Raw genomic sequence first — 18,296 nt, forward strand, 5'->3', positions numbered from 1 at the left:
ATCGGTTTTCGACCTCTGGATTCACGATTGCGCGCACGGGGCGCCGCGGCTTGCCCCTGCGCGCCGACGTGTTGTCGCACCGCGCCTTGGCCGACCGTGACGACGTGCACTAGCTTGAGGGACTAGAACCACGCGGGAGCGCACACCGAGTGCGCTGAGAGGACGGCTGACCGGCCGTCGACCGTACGAACCTGACCGGGTAATGCCGGCGTAGGGAGACGAATGTCCATGGAATCCCGTTCGGCCGTCGGCACGGCGGCGCCCCGGCGCTGGCGCGTCATCGACATCGTCGTGGCCAGCGTGCTCGCGGTGGCCTCCGGGCTGGTCTTCGTGCTGTGGAACATCGCGTCCAACCCGCTCGGCGCACCGCTGGCCGCGGCCGTGCCGGGCCTGCAGGCGCTCCTGGGCGGGGGTTGGCTGTTCGCCGGCGTGCTGGTCGGCCTGGTGATCCGCAAACCGGGCGCCGCCCTCTACGGTGAGCTCGTCGCCGCCACCGTCTCCGCCCTGGTCGGTAACCAGTGGGGTCTGTTGACCCTGGAATCCGGGCTGGTCCAGGGCCTGGCCGCCGAACTGGTCTTCGCGCTGTTCCTGTACCGCCGGTTCACCCTGCCGGTGGCGGTACTCGCCGGCGGCACCGCGGGGGTGGCGATGGCGGTCAACGACCTGATCCTCTGGTATCCGGGGTCGGGCACTCCGTTCGCCCTGGCCTACACCGTCGCCGGAGTGCTCTCCGGAATGGTCGTCGCGGGAGCGTTGTCCTGGTTCGTCGTCAAGGCCCTGGCCGGCACCGGGGCGCTGTCGCGTTTCGAGTCGGGCCGGATGGGGCAACGCCGCGACGCCGCGAGATGACCACACCGGTGCCGAGCGGCGGGGCCGCCGTCACCGCCCGCGGGTGGGGCTGGCGCCACGCCGGCCGGACGCGGTGGGCGGTGCGCGACCTCGACCTGACCGTGCAGCCCGGGGAACGGGTGCTGCTGCTCGGACCCAGCGGATCGGGCAAGTCGACGGTGCTGCAGGGGGTCGCCGGGCTGCTCGGAGGCAGCGAGGACGGGGACCAGGCGGGCCTGCTCACCGTCGACGGGCGACCGCCCCAGGAGCAGCGCTCCCGGATCGGGATGGTGCTGCAGAACCCCGACGCGCAGGTCATCCTGTCCCGCGTCGGTGACGACGTCGCATTCGGTATGGAGAACCACCGGGTCCCGCGCGAGCAGATCTGGCCGCGGGCCCGCCGCGCGCTGAACGCCGTCGGCCTGGACCTGCCCTTGACCCACGACACCGCGCAGCTGTCCGGTGGCCAGCAGCAGCGGCTTGCGCTGGCCGGTGTGCTGGCGATGAATCCCGGGCTGATCCTCCTCGACGAACCGACCGCGAACCTCGATCCCGCCGGGGTCGTCGAAGTGCGGGATGCGGTGGCCGCCGCCGCCGAGGCGACCGGTTCGACGCTGATCGTCGTCGAGCACCGGACCGCGGTCTGGCTGCCGGTCGTCGACCGGGTCATCGTGTGGGGCGCCGACGGGCACGTCGTGGCCGACGGCCCGGCCGAAGCGACGATCGCGGCGCAGCGCGACCGCCTCACCGCGGCGGGTGTCTGGGTGCCCGGCGAGCTGCCGCCGGCGCTGCGCCGGCACCGCCGCCCGCCCGGCGAATCGCTGCTCATCGCCGCCGATCTGGCCCTGGGCCATCGCTCGGGGCCGTGTCTGGACGCCGGCATGGACCTGGAGCTGCGCGCCGCCACCGCCACCGCCGTCACCGGGCCCAACGGCGCGGGTAAGACCACCCTCGCGCTCACCCTGGGCGGGCTGCTGCCTCCACGCGGCGGCCGGTTCACCGCCGCGGCGTCGTTCGCCCACTCGACGCGCCGGCTGGAACCGGTCCGGTGGCGCTCGCGTGAACTGCTGACCCGGATCGGCAGCGTCTTCCAGAATCCGGAGCACCAGTTCCTCACCGCCACGGTGTACGACGAGCTGGCGCTGGGCCCGCGCGCCCTCGGCCACGACCGCGCCGCCGTCGCGGCGACCGTGGACACGCTGCTGGAACGCCTCGGGCTGAGCCAACTCGCCGAGATGAACCCGTACACGCTGTCCGGCGGCGAGAAGCGCCGTTTGTCGGTCGCGACCGTGCTGGCCACCCAGCCCGCGGTGATCGTCCTCGACGAGCCGACCTTCGGTCAGGACCGCACCACATGGGCGCAGCTGGCGACGCTGCTCGCCGAGCTGACCGACGGGGGTGCGGCGGTGGTGGCGGTGACCCACGATCTCGACTTCGTCGCGGTGCTGGCCGACCGGCGCATCGACCTGCCGGCGTGGCATCCCGAACGCGCCGCGGAGCTCAGCCGGTGACGCTCAACCCGGTCGCCAGGCTCGCGACCGCGCTGGTGATCGCCGTCGGCCTGGCGCTCAGCCTGGACTGGGTGTCGGCGTTGACCGCGCTGGCGCTGGAGCTGGTGCTGCTGGTTGCCATCCGGGTTCCGTTGCGGCCATTGCTGTTTCGCGGCGCCCTGCTGGTATCGGCCGCCGCGCTGACCGCGCTGACCATCCTGCTCTACGGGCAGACGAGCGGCGCGGTGCACTGGCACTTCCTGCTCATCACCGTCAGCGACGGTTCGATCTCCCTGGCGCTGGACACCTTCGTGCGGGTGCTGGCCATCGCGCTGCCGTCCGTGGCGCTGTTCATCGACACCGATCCGACCGAGCTGGCCGACGGCCTCGCCCAGATCCTGCGGCTGCCTGCCCGGTTCGTCGTCGGCGCGCTGGCCGGGCTGCGGCTGGTCGGCCTGCTGCGGCAGGATTGGGCCCACCTCGGCTACGCCCGCCGAGCGCGGGGGGTTTCCGACCACGCCCGGATCCGCCGGGCGGCCGGCCAGGCATTCGCGCTGCTGGTGCTCGCGGTGCGGCGTGGATCGATGCTCGCCACCACCATGGAGGCCCGCGGCTTCGGCGCCCATGCCACCCGCACGTGGGCGCGGCCGTCGGTCCTCGGCTGGCGCGACGCGACCCTGATCGGCGCCGGATTTGCGATCACCGCCGTCGCGATCACGGTGTCGGTCGGCACCGGACACTGGAGTTTCATCGGTGCTCGATGACCTGGTGCGCCGGTTGACCGAGTCGGGCGCGCAGACCGTGCTCATCGACGGACGGTCGGGGGCGGGTAAGTCGATGCTGGCCGACCGCCTGGCCGCGAGCTGGGCTGCCGCGGTGATCGTGCGACTGGACGACATCTACCCAGGCTGGGACGGCCTGGCCTGGGCGGCCGAGCACATCCGCACCGAATTGCTCGTGCCCCGGGCCGGCGGGCGTCCCGGACGGTGGCGGCAGTGGGATTGGGACCGCGCGGCGCCGGCCGGGGTGCACACCGTCGAGCCCGGTGGTCGGCTGATCGTCGAGGGTGTCGGCACGCTGACCGCCGCCAACCGCGCGCTGGCGGACTTCGGCATCTGGGTGCAGACCCCCGACGCCGACCGCAAACGGCGGGCACTCGAGCGTGACGGCGACACCTACCGGCCGCACTGGGACCGGTGGGCCGCCCAGGAGGACGCCTTCATCGCCCGCCACCGGCCACGCGAACTCGCCGACGTCGTCGTGGCCGGTTAACCGCTGTTGCGCAGCGCGGTCGCCAGCCCGCTCATGGTCAGCAGGATGCCCCGCTGCACCAGTTCGTCCTCGTCGCCCGCCCGGTAACGCCGCAGCAACTCCACCTGCAGGTGGTTGAGCGGCTCCAGATACGGGAAACGGTTGAACACCGAACGGGCCAGCGACGGATTGTCGGCCAGCAGATCGTCCTGTCCGGTGATCAGGCGGTGCATGCGCAACGTGCGCGCATGCTCCTCGGTGATCTTGTCGAACACCCGTGCCCGCAGAGCTTCATCGGAGACCAGCTCCGAATAGCGCGCCGCGAGACCGAGATCCGACTTCGCCATCACCTGCGCCATATTCGACAACACGGTGCGGAAGAACGGCCACCGCCGGTAGAGGTCGCGCAGCGTCTCCAGCCGCGACTCGTCGTCGGCTTCCCCATCAGCGATGTACTGCTCGAAGGCGCTGCCGGTGCCGTACCACCCGGGCAGCATCACCCGCGACTGGCTCCACGCCAGCACCCACGGGATCGCCCGCAGATCGGAGATCTGCGTCGTCGGCTTACGCGACGCCGGCCGGCTGCCGATGTTGAGCGCCCCGATCTCGCTGACCGGGGTGGACGCCTTGAAGTAGTCGACGAAACCCGGTGTCTCGTGGACCAATTCGGCGTAGGCACGCTGGGCGCGGGCGGCCAGATCGTCGAGCACCTCGTAGGCCGGCTCCGCCTCCTCCCCCAGTCCCTCCACGTCCAGCAGCGTCGACTCCAGCGTCGCGGCCACCAGTGTCTCCAGATTGCGGTGCGCCAGGCGCGGTTCGGCGTATTTCGCGGCGATCACCTCACCCTGTTCGGTGATCCGCAGCGACCCGTTCACCGCGCCGGGGGGCTGCGCCAGGATGGCTTCGTAGCTCGGCCCGCCGCCACGGCCGACCGTGCCACCGCGCCCGTGGAACAGCCGCAACCGGATTCCGGTCTTGCGGGCCGACTCCACCAGATCCAGCTCGGCGCGGTACAGAGCCCAGTTCGCGGCCAGATACCCGCCGTCCTTGTTCGAGTCGGAGTAGCCGAGCATCACCTCCTGGCTGTCGGCCCGCGCGGTCACCATGGCGCGGTACAGCGGCAGGTCGAGCACGGCCTCCAGGATCGACGATCCGCGCTGCAGGTCGTCGATCGTCTCGAACAGCGGGACGATGCTGACCGGTGCAAACGGCTGATCTCCCGACACGTCCAGCAAACCCGCCTCCTTGAGCAGGATGGCCGCTTCGAGCATGTCCGACACCGACTGACACATCGAGATGATGTAGTTGGGCACGGCCTGGGATCCGAACACCCGCACCGCACGCGCCGCGGCCCGCACGATGTCCAGTTCTTTACGGGCCAGCTCCGACAGGTCGGCGCCCTCGGAGGTCAACGGTCGCCGGGTGGCCAGTTCGGCGGCCAGCAGATCGACCCGCTCGTCCTCGGACAGCGAGACGTAGTCGGCATGGACGCCGGCCCACGCCAGCAGTTCGGCGACCACCTCCTCGTGCACATCGGAGTTCTGCCGCATGTCCAGACCCGAGAGATGGAAACCGAACACACGCACGGCTTCGCGCAGCCGGAGCAACCGGTCATCGGCGAGCACCGAACTGCCGTGCGCGCGCAGCGAGGCATCGACGACGTCCAGATCGGCCAGCAGCTCGGCGGGGGTGTCGTAGCGGGCCAGCCCGAGATCGAGCCCGTGTTCAGGTTGCCGGTCCAGGATCTCGGTCGCCGTCGCGGTCAGCCGGCCATGGATCACCCGCAGCGCACGCCGGTACGGTTCGTCGGCCCGGGCCGCCTCCGCGCAGGCGTCGGCCAGTGCGGCCAGTCCCTCGCTGATCGTGACCAGCCGCGCCGACATCGACAGCTCCTGCTCCAGGGCGGTCAACTCCGAGAAGTAATGGGCGAACGCGGTGAACGCGGCGCGTGAGGTGGCCAGCCGCACCACCTCGGCGGTCACGTTGGGGTTACCGTCGCGGTCTCCGCCGATCCACGAGCCAGGCCGCAGAATCGGCTCGGCCAGCAGGTCCGCGTCGGGCCACCGCGCCCGCAGCGCGGCCCGCACCTCCCCGTTGACCCGCGGAATCACCTCGAAGAACGCCGCCGGGTAGTACCGCAGTCCGGTCTCGATCTCGTCCTGGATCTTCAACCGGGACAACCGGATCAGTGCCGTCTGCCACAGCGTCAGGATGTGCCGGCGCAGCTCCGGTTCGACATCCTCACCCATGGCGCGCAGTCGCATCAGCTCGGTGATCCGGTGCTGGGTGTCGAAGACGGTACGGCGGCGGGTCTCGGTGGGGTGGGCGGTGATCACCGGAGCGACCAGCGCGCCGGCCAGGGCGGTGGCCACCTCCGCGGCGCTCAGGTCGGCGGAATCGAGTTTCGCGTAGGTGGCGGCCAGCGTGCTGTCCTGCGGCGGCTCACCCGCGGCGACGTGGATGGCGCGCCGACGCTCGCGGTGGATGTCCTCGGCGACGTTGGCCAGCAGCGCGAAATGGGTGAACGCGCGGATGACGGGGATGGCCGCACGGGCCTCGATGCCGTCGAACAGCTCGCTGAGTTCGGCCCGATCGATCTCCGAGCGGCGCACCCGGAAGGACTCCACCCGGGCGCGTTCCACGAGGTCGAACACCTCGTCGCCGTTCTGTTCGCGCACCGTGTCGCCGAGAATGGCGCCGAGCAGCCGGATGTCCTCGCGCATCGGTTCGGTGGCTTCGCGACCCACGCGGGTCCGGGTCACCGAACCGATGGGTTCCAGCGCGTCAGGGAGGTCAGCCATCGCTCCAGTATCGGCGTATCGACAACGCCCCGCAGAGCGGGTGGGTGTCGGGAGGGCTGGTGGTCGGCGCGCCGATCAGATTCGCGAGCGGGACGAACCTCAGCTGTACTTGATCTGCAGGGCGATACCCACGATGGACACCAGCCAGATACCGGTGACGAACAGCGTCAACCGGTCGAGATTCTTCTCGACAACGGTCGAGCCGGACAGGCTTGATTGCACCCCGCCGCCGAAGAGCGTGGACAGGCCGCCACCCTTGGCGCGATGCAGCAGCACCAGGAGCACGACCAGCACGCTGGTCACGATCAGGATGATCTGCAGGGCCAAAGTCATGCCGGACAGCCTACAGGTTTGCGGGGACCGCTCAGGGCAGGGGCCCGCCCGCCGCGATCGCCGACAGGGTGGCGAACTGCTCACCGTCGAGCGAGGCTCCGCCGACCAGCGCGCCGTCCACGTCGTCCTGGGCGACGATCTCGCCGACGTTCTTGGCGTTCACCGAACCGCCGTAGAGCACCCGGACACCGGCCGCGACCTGCGGTGACGACAGCTCGCCCAGCAGCTCGCGGATCGCCCTGCAGACCTCCTGGGCGTCGCCGGCGCTCGCCACCCGGCCGGTGCCGATGGCCCAGACCGGCTCGTAGGCGATGACAGTCTGCCCGATCTGTTCGGCGGTCAGTCCGGCCAGCGAACCGCGCAGCTGGTCGACACAGTGTTCGACGTGGTTGCCCGCCTCGCGGACCTCCAGGTGCTCACCCATGCAGACGATCGGGGTGATGCCGTGCCGCAGCGCCGCGGCTGCCTTGGCGGCCACCAGGGCGTCGTCCTCGTGGTGGTAGGTCCGCCGCTCGGAGTGCCCGACGACGGCGAACGAGCAACCCAGCTTGGCCAGGAACGCCCCGCTGATCTCGCCGGTGTAGGCGCCCGAATCGTGCTGGCTGACGTCCTGCGCACCGTAGGTCAACTTCAGCTTGTCGCCGTCGACCAGGGTCTGCACGCTGCGCAGATCGGTGAACGGCGGGATCACCGTGACGTCGACCTTGTCGAAATACTTCTCCGGCAGCGAGAACGCGATCTTCTGCACCAGGGCGATGGCCTCGAAGTGATTGAGGTTCATCTTCCAGTTGCCCGCAATCAGCGGCTTACGGCTCACTGACCCTCCTCCAGAACCTCGATACCCGGCAACGTCTTGCCTTCCAGATACTCCAGGGATGCGCCGCCGCCGGTGGAGATATGGGAGAACCCGTCCTCGGCCAGCCCGAGCTGACGCACGGCCGCGGCGGAGTCCCCACCGCCGACGACGCTGAACGCACCCTTGGCCGTGGCGCCGATGATCGCCTCGGCGACGCCCTTGGTGCCCGCGGCGAAGGCGGGAAACTCGAACACGCCCATCGGACCGTTCCAGAACACGGTTTTGGCGTTGGACAGCAGCGCGGTGAACCGCTCGACCGAGCCGGGTCCGATGTCCAGACCCATCTTGTCATCCGGAATCTTGTCCGCGGCAACGGTTTCCGGTTCGGAGTCGGCCGAGAACTCGGCGGCTGCGACGATGTCGACAGGCAGGTGGATCACGTCGCCGTAGTCGTCGAGCAGCGTGCGGCAGGTATCCAACATCTCCTCCTGCAGCAGCGATTTGCCCACCGAGACACCCTGGGCGGCAAGGAAGGTGAAGCACATCCCGCCGCCGATGACGATGCTGTCGGCTTTGGTGGCGAGATTCTCGATGACCGCGAGCTTGTCGGACACCTTGGAGCCGCCGAGGACCACCGCGTACGGCCGGTCGGTCGAGCTGGTCAGCTGCTGCAGCACCTCGACCTCGGCGGCCACCAGCGTGCCCGCGTAATGCGGCAGCAGCGTGGCGACGTCGTACACCGAGGCCTGTTTGCGGTGCACCACGCCGAAGCCGTCGGAGACGAAAGCTCCGTCGTCCCCGACGAGTTCGACCAGCGCCTTGGCCAGCTTCAGCCGCTGCGCATCGTCCTTGCTGGTCTCGCGCTCGTCGAAGCGGATGTTCTCCAGCAGCAGGATGTCGCCGTCGGTCAGGCCTTCGGCGCGGGCCAGGGCGTCGGTGCCGACCACGTCACCGGCGAGTTGGACGTGGCGACCGAGTTCCTCCCCCAGCGCGGCGGCGACCGGCTTGAGCGAGAACGCCGGATCCGGACCGCCTTTGGGACGTCCGAGATGCGCGGTCACCACGACCTTCGCCCCGGCCTCGGCGAGGGCCTTGAGGGTGGGCACCGACGCGTGGATGCGGCCCGGATCGGTGATCTTGCCGGAGTCGTCGAGCGGGACGTTGAGGTCGGAGCGCACCAGAACGCCCCGCCCCTGCACGCCGTCACTCAACAGATCGTCAAGCGTCTTGACGCTCATCCGACTAGAGCGACTTGCCGACGAGGGCGACCAGGTCCACCAGACGGTTGGAGTAACCCCACTCGTTGTCGTACCAGGAGACGACCTTGGCCTGATTGTCGATGACCTTGGTCAGGCCGGAGTCGAACAGCGAGCTGTGCGGGTCGGTCACGATGTCGCTGGAGACGATGGGGGCGTCGTAGTACTTCAGGATGCCCTTGAGCGGGCCTTCCGCGGCCGCCTTGAACGCAGCGTTGATCTCGTCGACCGTGCCGGGCTTGTTGAGTTCGGCGGTCAGATCGGTCACCGAACCCGTGGGGATCGGGACGCGCAGCGCGTAGCCGTCGAGCTTGCCTTTCAGTTCAGGCAGGACGAGGCCGATCGCCTTGGCGGCGCCGGTCGAGGTGGGCACGATGTTGATCGCCGCCGCGCGGGCGCGGCGCAGGTCCTTGTGCGGGCCGTCCTGCAGATTCTGATCCTGGGTGTAGGCGTGGATCGTGGTCATCAGGCCCTTGGCGATACCGAACTCGTCGTTGAGCACCTTGGCCAGCGGGCCGAGGCAGTTCGTCGTGCACGACGCATTGGAGATGATGTTCTGGCTGCCGTCGTACTTGTCGTCGTTGACGCCCAGCACGATGGTGATGTCCTCGTCGCTGGCCGGCGCGGAGATGATGACCTTCTTGGCGCCGGCGTCGAGGTGGCCCTGGGCCTTGTCGCGCTTGGTGAAGATGCCGGTGGACTCGACCACGACGTCGACACCCAGATCGCCCCACGGCAGGGCCGAGGGACCCTCCTTGATGGACAGACCCTTGAGCTTGTGCCCGCCGATGACGATCTCATCGCCCTCGACCGTGACATCCTCGGGCAGTCGGCCCAGGATCGAGTCGAACTTCAGCAGGTGCGCGAGGGTCTCGTTGTCGGTGAGATCGTTGACGGCCACGATCTCGATGTCGGTGTTCTTGCCCTCGTGCTTCTGCGCGTCCAGCGCGCGGAAGAAGTTGCGTCCGATCCGGCCGAAACCGTTAACGCCTACGCGGATGGTCACGTCGATATCCCCTTTGTCTGCCTCGGGTGTCTACCTGTGGTGTCGTACTCACCAGCCAGCCTAGTGGGGGGCCGCGCGCCGCGTGCGGGCCGGTCAGTGCACGGCCAGGCTCTGGTCGGCGTACGGATTGCCCAGCCACCGCCGCCGGATCCGCTGCAGCGTGCCGTCGTCCTCGAGTTCGGCCTGAGCCACCGTGATCCGGCTCAGCAAGGCCGTGTCACCCGAGGCGACCGCGACGGCGATGTGTTCGACCGACAGACCCTGGGCGACGACGTCGACGGTGGGCAGCGGTTTGACCAGTTCGGTCAGGACGGGCCCCAGCGCGATGAACGCATCGCAGTCGCCGACCCAGGCGTCGGGCCGGTCGTAGCGCTTGACCGCGGCCGCCTTGCCCTCGGCGACCAGCCGATCGGCGACGATCCCGGCGCTGCTGCCGCGCCGCACCCCGACCGTGCGCCCCCGCAGGTCGTGTACGGAGCGCACGTCCGGCGCCCGGGCGGTGTCGACCGCCAGCGCCTGCCCGGTGATCAGGTACGGCGGCGCGAACGCGGCCCTGCGCTCACGCTCGGGGGTCACCGTGAGGCCGGCGGCCACGCAGTCGTAGTCACTGCCGAGGCCGGCGAAGACGCCCTCGGCATCGGCGCCCTGGTGGGCGACGAACTCGACGCCCTGCCCGAGGTGGTCGCCGACCGCGGTCATCAGATCGATGTCGAGGCCGACCGGACGGTCCCCGGCCGCGGGCATGCCGGTGAACGGTGGATCGAAAAGCGCCACGCCGACCCGGAGAGTGCCCATGGTTTCACGGTAGCCGGACCGCCGGCGGGGCGTCTTCGCGCAGATCCGGCGTGACGGCCGGGTCCGAGCGCGATACTCCCGGACATGACCGATTGGGTGATCCCGGCGATCACCGCCTCAGCCAGCCTGCTCGGCACGATGGTGGGCGGGATCGCGACGTACTGGACGTCGAAGAAGACCCACGAACGGCAGAGCGTGGCCGACGAGGAGCGCCAGAAATTCGACCTGCTGCGCGACGCGACGATCAGATTCATCTCGGCGATGACCGAGATCTCGGTGGCCGGTGCCGGCCTGAAGGCGATCTCGGCGCAGTGGGCCGACGTGACGCAGCGACTGGCGCACGCCGAGGACCACGATCAGTTCCTCACCATGGCCCGCGACGTCGACCCGACGATCCCCGAGAATCTGGATCGCCTCGCCGTCATGTTCCGGGTGGTGCGCGCCACCGGAGCGCTCGAAGACGACATCAAACGGGCGATCACCCTGCTCACCGAGCTGCGCCTGGTCGCGCCGAGCGATATCGCCGACAGCGCGCAGCGGGTCATCTACACCGCGTTCGCGCAGGAGATCACCAGCGCGCTCGCGCCGGACCGGCGCAACGCCGCAGTCGACGCGTTCAACGCCGCGATCAACGATTTCGTCAACCGGGTCCGGCATTACATGCACGTCGAGGATCACGAGTTCGGCACCATCGACCACAAGGCGCTCGAGCACCTGCTCGACTTCTAGACCGGGCGGTCAGGCGTCTTCGAGCAGATCCGGCGTGACGGCCGATTCGGTGTCGGGGATGCCGTCCTGTTTGGCCTTGCGGTCGGCCATCGACAGCAGCCGCCGAATCCGCCCGGCCACCGCATCTTTGGTCATCGGCGGCTCGGCGAGGCGACCGAGTTCCTCGAGCGAGGCCTGACGGTGTTCGACCCGTAGCTTGCCCGCCGTAGCGAGATGGTCGGGCACCGTGTCGCCCAGGATGGCCAGCGCCCGTTCCACCCGGGCGGCGGCGGCCACCGCCGCCCGCGCCGAGCGCCGCAGGTTGGCGTCGTCGAAGTTGGCCAGCCGGTTGGCCGTGGCGCGGACCTCGCGGCGCATCCGCCGCTCCTCCCACGTCAGGCGGGTGTCCTGAGCGCCCATCCGGGTCAGCAGTGCGCCGATGGCCTCGCCGTCGCGCACCACCACCCGGTCGCTGCCGCGCACCTCGCGCGCCTTGGCACTGACCCCCAGCCGGCGGGCCGCACCCACCAGGGCCAGCGCGGCCTCGGGGCCCGGGCAGCTGACCTCCAGCGCAGACGAGCGGCCCGGTTCGGTCAGCGACCCGTGCGCCAGGAAGGCGCCGCGCCAGGCCGCCTCGGCGTCGCCCACGCTGCCGCCGACCACCTGCGCCGGCAGCCCGCGCACCGGACGGCCACGCATGTCCAGCAGCCCGGTCTGGCGGGCGAGCGCCTCCCCGTCCTTGGCCACCCGCACCACGTATCGGGTGCCCTTGCGAATGCCGCTGGCCGACAACATGTGCACGACCGCGCTGTAGCCGTAGAGATCGTAGATGTCCTTGCGCAGCCGGCGGGCGATGCTGCCGAGGTCCACCTCGGCCTCGACGACCACCCGGCCCGAGACGATGTGCAGACCGCCGGCGAAGCGCAGCAGCGAGGCGACCTCCGCGCGGCGGGCGCTCACGGAGTTGACCACCAGCCGGCTCAGCTCGTCCTTGACCTCGGCTGTCATCGCCACGAGTCGTCACCTCTCGGTCGGTTCAGTGTCGGTGCGGGGACGGTCGGCGCCTGGACCGAGCCGGCTGCCGGCCCCCGGAGCCGCACCCCCTCCAAGGTCGCCGCCAGCTTCGCCGGGTCATGTAAAGGTGTACCAGGTCGGGACACGTCGGCGAACTCGACTCGGGCACCCAGAATCGTCGCGGTGCGGCTGAGTTGTTCGCGTTCCCGGTCGCTCGGCACGTGGCCGGCGTCGACCACGATGTCGTCGACGGTGAAGTCGGGCGCGTGCTGAGCCAGTACGTGGATGTGCCGCTCGGCGGAGAATCCCGCCGTCTCCCCCGGTTCGGCGGCCAGATTGAGCACCAGCGCCCGCCGGGCGGTCGTGGTGCGCAGTGCCCTGTTCAGTTCCGGCACCAGCACGTGGGGGATCACACTGGTGAACCAGGACCCGGGCCCGAGTACCACCAGATCGGCGGCCATGATCGCGTCGACGGCCTGGTGGGTGGCCGGCGGATCCCCCGGCAGCAGCCGCACCCGGCGCACCTTGCCGACCGTCGTCGCAATCGCCACCTGACCCCGGATCACCCGGCTCATCCGGGGGTCGGATTCCAGGCCGGCGACGTCGGCCTCGATCTGCAGCGCGATCGGACACATCGGCAGGACCCGGCCCTTGACGCCGAGGACGCGGCCGAGCTCGTCGAGGGCGGCCACCGGATCGGCCAGCACCTCCGAGAGCCCGGCCAGCATCAGATTGCCGATCGGATGGCCGGCCAGCGCACCGCTGCCGTTGAACCGGTGCTGGATGATCGTGGCCCACAACCGCCCGTGCGGACTGTCCGAGGCCAATGCCGCCAGCGCCATCCGCAGATCACCGGGGGGCACCACGTCCAGCTCGGCACGCAGCCGGCCCGACGATCCCCCGTCGTCGGCGACGGTGACCACCGCGGTCACGTGCGGACTCAGCCGCCGGGCCGCGGACAGCGTGGCGTAGAGCCCGTGCCCGCCGCCGAGCGCGACGATGCGTGGACTCATTCGCGACCCAGATCCCGGTGCAGCACCCGGACCGTGAGCTCGTCACCGCCTTGCAGCCGCCCGGCGAGTGCCTCGGCCATCGCGACGCTGCGGTGCTTTCCGCCGGTGCAGCCGATCGCGACGGTCATGTAGCGCTTTCCCTCCCGGCGGTATCCGTCGATGACCACGTTCAGCAGACGATGGTAGGTGTCGAGGAACTCCACCGCGCCCGGCTGACCGAGCACGTAGTCGCGGACGTCGGCATGCTGGCCGGTGTGCCGGCGCAGCGAATCCACCCAGTGCGGATTGGGCAGGAACCGGACGTCCATCACGGTGTCGGCGTCCATCGGCAGACCGTATTTGTAGCCGAACGACTCCACCGTGACGGCGGTGTGCGCGACGGTCTCCGCGCCGAAGGCCCGTTCGATGCTCTCCCGCAGTGCGGGCACCGACAGTGTCGAGGTGTCGATCACCAGATCCGCGGACGCACGCACCGGGGCCAGCAGCGCCCGTTCCCTGGCGATGCCCTCGGCCAGTGTCTGATCGCCCTGCAACGGATGGCTGCGCCGGTTCTGTTCATAGCGGCGGACCAGGATGTCGTCGCTGGCCTCGAGGAACAGCACCCGGGGGGCGATCCCACGGGTGGCCAGGTCGCCGCGCACCCAATCCAGGTCACCGGTGAAACCGCGCGAGCGCACGTCCATCACCACGGCCAGCTGGGTGATCCGCGACCCGGCGGCCAATCCCAGCTCGACCATCCGGGCGATCAACTCCGGGGGCAGATTGTCCGCGACGTACCAGCCCAGATCCTCGAGGACCTTTGCGGCCGTACCGCGACCCGCCCCGGACAATCCGGTCACCAGCACGACGTCGATCCCCATCTCCCCCGGGGGATCGACGTCGCCGGCCCGCACCTGCTCACTCATAGTTCGTCTCTGGGTTCGTCTGTGGGTTCGTCCCGGCCATCCCGATGCTCACCGCGGCCCTGGGTGAATCATCGCCGATCACCGGCTCGGAGGTGTCCGAATCGGGTGTTGCCGCTTCGCTGGCCGGTTGCACCCCGAGGGCTTCCAGCACGGCCCGCGCCGTGGCCACCCCGATACCCGGCACCGCGGTGATGTCCTCGACGCTGGCCTCTTTGAGCCGCGCCACCGACCCGAAATGGGTGACCAGGGCCTTGCGCCGATGTTCGCCCAGACCGCGCACCGAATCCAGCGCCGAGGCCGTCATCCGCTTCGAGCGCTTGCTGCGGTGGTAGGCGATGGCGAACCGGTGCGCTTCGTCACGGACCCGTTGCAAGAGAAACAGCCCCTCACTGTTGCGCGGGAGAATGAGCGGATCCGGTTCGGCCGGCACCCACACCTCCTCGAGCCGTTTGGCCAGTCCGATCACCGCGACATCGCTGATACCCAGATCGTCGAGCACCGCCTGGGCGGCGTTGACCTGGGGTGCGCCGCCGTCGACCACGAACAGGTTCGGCGGATAGGCGAATTTGCGCGACCGGCCCTCCGGTGACAGCTCGGTGGGGTGCTGGACGTCGTGCAGGTGCCGGTAGAAGCGGCGGCGGGTCACCTCGGCGATCGAGGCGACGTCGTCGGAGCGGCCGTCGCCGGCGGCCTCGCGGATCGCGTAGTGACGGTAGTCCGATTTGCGCGGCAACCCGTCCTCGAACACCACCAGCGAGGCCACCACGTCGGTGCCCTGCACATGGCTGATGTCGACGCACTCGATGCGCAGTGGCGCGTCGGCCAGCCCCAGCGCATCCTGAATGCTCTGCAGCGCAGCGGTTCTCGCGGTGAAGTCACCGGCCCGCTTGAGTTTGTGCTGAGCCAGCGCGTCCTGGGCATTGCGTTTGACGGTGTCGGCCAGCGCCTTCTTGTCCCCACGCTGCGCGACCCGCAGCGCCACCCGGGAGCCGCGCAGCGAGCTCAACCACGTGGTCAGTTCGTCGGCGTTCTCCGGCAGACACGGCACCAGCACCTGACGTGGCACCGGATTGGCCGCCTCGTCTCCACCGGCATCGCTGGCGTCGGCGAGTTCGGCCTGCTCACCGTAGAACTGGGTGAGGAACTGTTCCACCAGCTGGCCCTCACCGGATTCCCCCGGTTCACCCGACTTCTCGACGATCCAGCCGCGCTGCCCGCGCACTCGGCCGCCGCGGACGTGGAAGACCTGCACGGCGGCCTCGAGCTCATCGGCGGCGAAGGCCACCACGTCGGCGTCGGTCCCGTCACCGAACACCACGGCTTGCTTCTCGAGTGCCCGTTTGAGCGCCCCGATGTCGTCGCGCAGCCGGGCCGCGCGTTCGAAATCGAGCTGTTCGGCGGCCTCGGTCATCTGCTGTTCCATATCGCGGGCCAGCCGGTCGGTCTTACCCGCGAGGAAGTCGCAGAAATCGAGCACGATCCGGCGATGCTCCTCGGCGCTGACCCGCCCCACGCACGGCGCCGAACACTTGTCGATGTAACCGAGCAGACAGGGACGCTCGATCTGGCTGTGCCGCTTGAACACTCCGTTCGAGCAGGTGCGTGCCGGGAACACCCGGGTGAGCAGATCGACCGTCTCGCGGATGGCCCAGGCATGCGAATAGGGGCCGAAATACCGGACGCCCTTCTTGCGGGGTCCGCGATAGACCTTCAGCCGCGGGTACTCCTCGTTGAGCGTGACCGCCAACACCGGATACGACTTGTCGTCGCGGTAGCGGATGTTGAACCGCGGATCGAACTCCTTGATCCAGTTGTATTCGAGCTGCAGCGCCTCGACCTCGGTGGTGACGACGGTCCATTCGACGCTGCCCGCCGTCATCACCATCTGGCGCGTGCGGGGCGCCAGTCCGGAGATGTCGGCGAAGTAGGAGTTCAGCCGGCTGCGCAGGCTCTTGGCCTTGCCCACGTAGATCACCCGCCCGTGCGGATCGCGGAACCGGTAAACACCCGGCTGCACGGGGATGGACCCGGGCGCCGGCCGGTAGGTAGCGGGATCGGGCACGTAGCCAAGGTTACTGCGCTGACCGCACAGGACTTCCGGACAGGTGGCGGGGCGCTCAGCTACCTTCGAGGGGTGCGGATCACGGCGTCGACGCAGAAGGTCACCGCTGTGCTCGCGGCGCTCGCACTGGTCTTCACGGGCTGCGCGGCGAACGACGGAGCGCCCGCACCGCCCGATCCGCCGTGCGAGATCGTGTCCAACGGCACACCCACTCCCAAAACCCGCACCCCCGGGACCGATGGTGACCTGGCCGACAACCCGGAGATCACCACCGGCTACCGCAAGGACATGACGCCGGTGCGCACCGCCAGCTACTCGGCGGCCACCGCCAATCCGCTGGCCACCCAGGCCGCCTGCCGGGTGCTGCGCGACGGGGGCACCGCCGCGGACGCCCTGGTCACCGCGCAGGCGATGCTCGGACTGGTCGAACCGCAGTCCTCCGGCATCGGCGGCGGCGGCTTCCTGCTGTATTTCGACGCAGCCTCGGGTGCCGTGCAGGCCTACGACGGCCGCGAGACCGCGCCCGCTGCCGCGACCGAGAACTATCTGCGCTGGATCAGCGACACCGACCGCACCGAACCCAGACCCGACACCCGCGCCTCCGGCCGGTCCATCGGCGTACCCGGCATCGTGCGGATGCTCGCCGATGTGCACGCCACGCACGGCAAAACGCTCTGGCGGGACCTGTTCACCCCGGCGGTGACCCTGGCCGACGACGGCTTCGACGTCAGCCCCCGGCTGGCCGCGGCGATCGCCGACAGCCGCGACGAACTGCGCGTCGACCGCACCGCCGCCGGGTATTTCCTCAATCCCGACGGCAGCCCGAAGACGCCGGGCAGCCGGGTCACCAATCCGGCATACGCGAAGACACTCGGCGCACTGGCCACCGACGGCCCGGACGCGTTCTACACCGGCCCGATCGCCGAGTCCATCGTCGCGGCCGTCGCCGACACCACGGGTGGACGCACACCCGGCCAGATGACGCTCGAGGACCTGGCCGGGTACACCGCCAAGGTGCGGTCGCCGCTGTGCCGGCCCTACCGGGGTAAGGACGTCTGCGGGATGCCACCGCCATCGTCGGGCGGGATCGCGGTGCTGGCGACGTTGGGCATGCTCGAACGATTCGACATGAGCGAACACCGGCCCAGCGACGTCGACCTCAACGGTGGGCACCCCGCGGTGATGGGTGTGCATCTGATCTCCGAAGCCGAACGGCTGGCCTACGCCGACCGCGACCGCTACGTCGCCGACACCGATTTCGTGGCGCTGCCCGGCGGGAATCCCGACGCGCTGCTGAACACCCAGTACCTCGCCGGGCGCGCGGCGCTGATCAACGACAAGCGCAGCATGGGCACCGCCAAGCCGGGCGAATTCGGCCCGCCGGCCGCGCCGGTTCCCCAGCCGCGCGAGCACGGCACCAGCCAGGTCAGCATCGTCGACTCCTACGGCAACGCGGCGTCGTTGACCACCACCGTCGAATCGGCCTTCGGGTCGTTCCACATGGTCGACGGCTTCCTGCTCAACAATCAGCTCACCGATTTCTCCGCCGAACCCGTTGGGCCGGACCGTGTTCCGGTGGCCAACCGGGTGCAGCCGGGCAAGCGCCCGCGCAGCACCATGGCACCGATGCTGATCTTCGATCAGGCGCCCGGCGGTCCGCCCGGAGCCAGAGGCCCGCTGTATGCGGTGCTGGGTTCACCCGGCGGTGCGGTCATCATCCAGTTCGTCGTGAAAACGACGGTGGGCCTGCTGGATTGGGGGCTGGACCCGCAGCAGGCGGTCGGCATGGTGGATTTCGGGGCGGCCAACACGCCCGAGACGAATGTGGGCGGCGAGCACCCGGACGTGGACGTCAGCGATAACGGCGAGCACGATCCGCTGATCACCGGCCTGCGCAGGCTGGGGCACGTCGTCGACTTCGCCGACCAGTCCAGTGGGCTCTCGGCGATCGTGCGGGAGCAGGACGGTTGGATCGGTGGGGCCGATCCGCGCCGCGAAGGCATGGTCATGGGCGATCCCCGAGCCCGGCAGTGACCAC

16 protein-coding genes and 1 riboswitch are annotated in these 18,296 nt (G+C 69.8%); of the genes, 6 read left to right on the forward strand and 10 right to left on the reverse strand.

Going from position 1 to position 18,296, the window contains the following annotated elements; translation table 11 throughout:
* The first annotated feature begins 122 nt into the window (after positions 1–122).
* Positions 123–234: riboswitch (TPP riboswitch) on the forward strand.
* The 4 genes from ACN27E_RS06560 (at position 223) to ACN27E_RS06575 (ending at position 3,590) form a co-directional block, all read left to right on the forward strand.
* Positions 223–849 (forward strand): ECF transporter S component, encoded by a 627-nt coding sequence (locus tag ACN27E_RS06560; protein ID WP_422747578.1) that lies wholly within the window; start codon positions 223–225, stop codon positions 847–849. (Overlaps the previous riboswitch by 12 nt.)
* A complete protein-coding gene (locus tag ACN27E_RS06565) occupies positions 846–2,339 on the forward strand; it encodes an ABC transporter ATP-binding protein (protein WP_422747580.1) in 1,494 nt (497 codons plus the stop codon). Before ACN27E_RS06560 ends, ACN27E_RS06565 begins: the two co-directional genes overlap by 4 nt.
* The gene (locus ACN27E_RS06570) at positions 2,336–3,082 is read left to right on the forward strand and encodes an energy-coupling factor transporter transmembrane component T family protein (protein WP_422747582.1); all 747 of its coding nucleotides are present in this window, start codon (positions 2,336–2,338) and stop codon (positions 3,080–3,082) included. Before ACN27E_RS06565 ends, ACN27E_RS06570 begins: the two co-directional genes overlap by 4 nt.
* Complete coding sequence (locus tag ACN27E_RS06575; protein WP_422747584.1) at positions 3,072–3,590, forward strand: hypothetical protein; 519 nt, start codon at positions 3,072–3,074, stop codon at positions 3,588–3,590. Before ACN27E_RS06570 ends, ACN27E_RS06575 begins: the two co-directional genes overlap by 11 nt.
* On the opposite strand, the gene ppc is transcribed toward ACN27E_RS06575, so the two are convergent.
* The 6 genes from ppc to ACN27E_RS06605 form a co-directional block, all read right to left on the reverse strand.
* Complete coding sequence (gene ppc / locus ACN27E_RS06580; RefSeq protein ID WP_422747586.1) at positions 3,587–6,370, reverse strand: phosphoenolpyruvate carboxylase; 2,784 nt, start codon at positions 6,368–6,370, stop codon at positions 3,587–3,589. The two genes, ACN27E_RS06575 and ppc, sit on opposite strands and share 4 nt — an antisense overlap.
* Before the next feature lie 99 nt (positions 6,371–6,469).
* Entirely contained in the window at positions 6,470–6,703 is a 234-nt protein-coding gene (gene secG / locus ACN27E_RS06585; RefSeq protein ID WP_422747588.1) for a preprotein translocase subunit SecG, read from the reverse strand.
* Positions 6,704–6,734: 31 nt separating this feature from the next.
* Complete coding sequence (gene tpiA / locus ACN27E_RS06590) at positions 6,735–7,520, reverse strand: triose-phosphate isomerase (RefSeq protein ID WP_422747591.1); 786 nt, start codon at positions 7,518–7,520, stop codon at positions 6,735–6,737.
* Positions 7,517–8,737, reverse strand: a complete 1,221-nt coding sequence (locus ACN27E_RS06595; protein WP_422747593.1) for a phosphoglycerate kinase — start codon at positions 8,735–8,737, stop codon at positions 7,517–7,519. The genes tpiA and ACN27E_RS06595 overlap by 4 nt, the downstream gene beginning before the upstream one ends.
* A gap of 4 nt (positions 8,738–8,741) precedes the next feature.
* On the reverse strand, positions 8,742–9,761 hold the full coding sequence (gene gap, locus ACN27E_RS06600) for a type I glyceraldehyde-3-phosphate dehydrogenase (protein WP_422747595.1): 1,020 nt from the start codon (positions 9,759–9,761) through the stop codon (positions 8,742–8,744).
* A gap of 93 nt (positions 9,762–9,854) precedes the next feature.
* A complete protein-coding gene (locus ACN27E_RS06605; protein WP_422747597.1) occupies positions 9,855–10,556 on the reverse strand; it encodes an ABC transporter substrate-binding protein in 702 nt (233 codons plus the stop codon).
* Positions 10,557–10,640: 84 nt separating this feature from the next.
* Here ACN27E_RS06605 and ACN27E_RS06610 point away from each other — a divergent pair, with 84 nt between their 5' ends.
* Complete coding sequence (locus ACN27E_RS06610) at positions 10,641–11,285, forward strand: hypothetical protein (protein ID WP_422747599.1); 645 nt, start codon at positions 10,641–10,643, stop codon at positions 11,283–11,285.
* Positions 11,286–11,294: 9 nt separating this feature from the next.
* Here the strand turns inward: ACN27E_RS06610 and whiA are convergent, their stop codons facing one another.
* Genes whiA through uvrC form a run of 4 tightly spaced genes read right to left on the reverse strand, consistent with a single transcriptional unit; the run spans position 11,295 to position 16,258 of the window.
* A complete protein-coding gene (gene whiA / locus ACN27E_RS06615) occupies positions 11,295–12,272 on the reverse strand; it encodes a DNA-binding protein WhiA (protein WP_422749674.1) in 978 nt (325 codons plus the stop codon).
* Positions 12,269–13,291, reverse strand: a complete 1,023-nt coding sequence (locus ACN27E_RS06620; protein ID WP_422747601.1) for a gluconeogenesis factor YvcK family protein — start codon at positions 13,289–13,291, stop codon at positions 12,269–12,271. Before ACN27E_RS06620 ends, whiA begins: the two co-directional genes overlap by 4 nt.
* Positions 13,288–14,196 carry an RNase adapter RapZ gene (rapZ, locus tag ACN27E_RS06625; protein ID WP_422747603.1) on the reverse strand — a complete coding sequence of 303 codons (909 nt, stop codon included), beginning with the start codon at positions 14,194–14,196 and terminating at the stop codon, positions 13,288–13,290. Before rapZ ends, ACN27E_RS06620 begins: the two co-directional genes overlap by 4 nt.
* Positions 14,189–16,258: an excinuclease ABC subunit UvrC gene (uvrC, locus tag ACN27E_RS06630; RefSeq protein WP_422747605.1), complete on the reverse strand. Its 2,070-nt coding sequence runs from the start codon at positions 16,256–16,258 to the stop codon at positions 14,189–14,191. Before uvrC ends, rapZ begins: the two co-directional genes overlap by 8 nt.
* A 78-nt stretch (positions 16,259–16,336) precedes the next feature.
* On the opposite strand from uvrC, the gene ACN27E_RS06635 reads away from it, so the two are divergent.
* Positions 16,337–18,292: a gamma-glutamyltransferase family protein gene (locus ACN27E_RS06635; protein ID WP_422749675.1), complete on the forward strand. Its 1,956-nt coding sequence runs from the start codon at positions 16,337–16,339 to the stop codon at positions 18,290–18,292.
* The last annotated feature ends 4 nt before the right edge of the window (positions 18,293–18,296 follow it).

Source organism: Mycobacterium sp. WMMD1722, assembly GCF_049315205.1.
In the GTDB taxonomy this organism is placed as follows: Bacteria; Actinomycetota; Actinomycetes; order Mycobacteriales; family Mycobacteriaceae; genus Mycobacterium.